At 65.6% G+C, this 2,342-nt stretch carries 3 protein-coding genes; 2 read left to right on the top strand and 1 reads right to left on the bottom strand.

Going from position 1 to position 2,342, the window contains the following annotated elements; translation table 11 throughout:
* Both MOV75_RS35000 and MOV75_RS34995 read left to right on the top strand, forming a co-directional pair.
* A partial coding sequence (locus MOV75_RS35000; protein WP_247007626.1) for a 3-deoxy-manno-octulosonate cytidylyltransferase occupies window positions 1-621 on the top strand: 621 nt, incomplete at its 5' end.
* Window positions 622-659: 38 nt separating this feature from the next.
* A complete protein-coding gene (locus MOV75_RS34995; protein WP_246932059.1) occupies window positions 660-1,520 on the top strand; it encodes a prephenate dehydratase in 861 nt (286 codons plus the stop codon).
* A gap of 129 nt (window positions 1,521-1,649) precedes the next feature.
* Here MOV75_RS34995 and MOV75_RS34990 read toward each other — a convergent pair.
* On the bottom strand, window positions 1,650-2,342 hold a 693-nt coding region (locus tag MOV75_RS34990; protein WP_247007625.1), incomplete at its 5' end, for an MsnO8 family LLM class oxidoreductase.

Raw genomic sequence — 2,342 nt, 5'->3', positions numbered from 1 at the left:
GAGGCCGCCGGTATCGGCCGGGTCGCGGTCGCAACCGATACGCCGGAGATCGCCTCGGTCGTGACGGCCCATGGCGGCGAAGCCGTGATGACGCGCGCCGACCACCCCTCTGGTTCGGACCGCATCCACGAGGCCATGCAAAAGCTCGACCCGGACGGCAAGGCGGAGATCGTGATCAACCTCCAGGGCGATTTCCCAACGATCACGCCGCAGACCATCCGGGAGGTGCTACCGCCCTTTGCCGATCCGGCGGTCGACATCGTGACGCTGGCCTCGCAGATCCACACCGAGGAGGAGGACCTCGCCCCGAGCGTCGTGAAGGCCATCGGCTCGCCGATCGGCCCGCGGCGCATGCGGGCACTTTATTTTACCCGGGCTACAGCCCCTTACGGCAACGGACCGCGCTACCACCACATCGGCCTTTATGCTTACCGCCGCGCTGCGCTGGAGCGGTTCGTCTCGCTGCCGCCTTCACCGCTGGAGCGTCAGGAAAGCCTGGAGCAGCTCCGGGCGGTTGAAGCCGGCATGCGCATCGACATCATGATCGTCGACAGCGTGCCCCGCGGTGTCGACACGCCGCCCGACCTGGAAACCGCGCGCAGCATCCTTTCCAAAACCTGAGCGGCTGCTACAAGGCGCCGCAGGAGCACTTTTAAGACATGAGCAAGCTGAAAATCGCATTCCAAGGCGAGCCCGGAGCCAATTCCCACATCGCCATCGTCGAGGCCTATCCCGACGCCGAGCCGATGCCCTGTGCCACCTTCGAGGACGCGCTGTCTGCGATCTCGTCGGGCGAGGCCGATCTCGGCATGATTCCGATCGAGAACTCGGTGGCCGGCCGTGTCGCCGACATCCATCATCTCTTGCCGGCCTCCGGTCTCTTCATCATCGGCGAGTGGTTTCTCCCGGTTCGGCATCAGCTGATGGCGGTGAAGGGCACCAAGCTCGACGACATCAGGAGCGTCGAGAGTCATGTGCATGCGCTCGGCCAGTGCCGGCGCATCATCCGTAAGCTTGGCATCAAGCCGATCGTGCACGCCGATACCGCCGGCAGCGCCCGCGACATCTCGGAACGCAAGGACAAGTCCGTCGCCGCGATCGCCTCGCGCCTCGCCGCCAAGATCTACGGCCTCGACATCCTCGCAGAGGACATCGAGGATGAAGCCCACAACACCACGCGCTTCGTGGTGCTGGCGCGCGAGCCGAAATGGGGCTCGCAGGGCGCGGGACCGCTGGTCACGACTTTTGTCTTCCGGGTGCGCAATTTGCCCGCCGCGCTGTACAAGGCGCTCGGCGGCTTCGCCACCAACGGCGTCAACATGACCAAGCTCGAGAGCTACATGGTCGACGGCAATTTCTTCGCCACGCAGTTCTATGCCGACGTCGACGGCCACCCCGAGGACAAGGGCCTGGCCTTCGCGATCGAGGAGCTGAAATTCTTCTCGCGCGAATTCCGCATCGTCGGCGTCTATCCGGGCCATCCGTTCCGCGCGACGTTCAGCGAAGCGCAGCGGGATTAGTCTCGTGTCCCGGACGCGCGAAGCGCGAGCCGGGACCCAGAAGCCAAAATACTCAGTCGCGAGATGGGCCCCGGCTCTGCAGTGCACCGCTGAAGGGCGCTGCGCTGCGTCCGGGGGCACAGCAGCGACTTACACGTCTGCTCCAAGCCCAAACGCCTCCGCCAGCAGCGAATACGACTTCTTCCGCGCCTCGTGGTCATACACGGCGGTGATCACCATCAGCTCGTCCGGCTTGCTCGCGTCGATCAGCGGCTGCAGCTTCCTCCGCACCGTCGTGGGGCTGCCGACGAACAGGCGGGAGCGGTTGCGAAGAATCGAGGTGCGCTCGGAGTCGGAGTAAGGATAGGCCAGCGCTTCCTCGACGCTCGGCAGCGGCAGATATTGACCGCGGTCGCGGCGCAGCCGGTTGAGGTCGAACGAGCAGGCCAGCCGCTCGGCCTCCTCATCGGTATCGGCTGCAATGGCCGCGACTGCGAGGATCGCGTGCGGACTCGCACGCCAGGACGAGGGCTGGAAGCGGTTGCGGTAATGCACCATCGCATCGACTGCATCGTGGGACGCGAAGTGATGAGCGAAGGCGAAGCCCATACCCACTTGCGCGGCCAGCTCCGAAGAATAATCGCTGGAGCCGAGCAGCCAGATCGGCGGCAGGGCGGTGTCGTCGGGCATGGCGACGACGTTGTTGTAGGGATGCCCTGCGGGGAATTCGCGCGTCTGCCACAGAATCAGTTCGTGCAGCCGCTCCAGAAAATCGTCGCCCTCGCGGCGGTCGAGCCGGCTCCGCAGCGCGTAAGCCGTCGCGCCGTCGGTGCCGGGCGCACG

This window comes from Bradyrhizobium sp. PRIMUS42, assembly GCF_023006515.1.
Lineage (GTDB): Bacteria > Pseudomonadota > Alphaproteobacteria > Rhizobiales > Xanthobacteraceae > Bradyrhizobium.
Note: the sequence above shows the minus strand (reverse complement) of the source record. Positions and strands in the feature narration are given on the sequence as shown.

Excerpts from the sequence above, each read along its gene's own strand:
- MOV75_RS34995 (WP_246932059.1), top strand. The coding sequence starts at position 660 with ATGAGCAAGCTGAAAATCGCATTCCAAGGCGAGCCCGGAGCCAATTCC.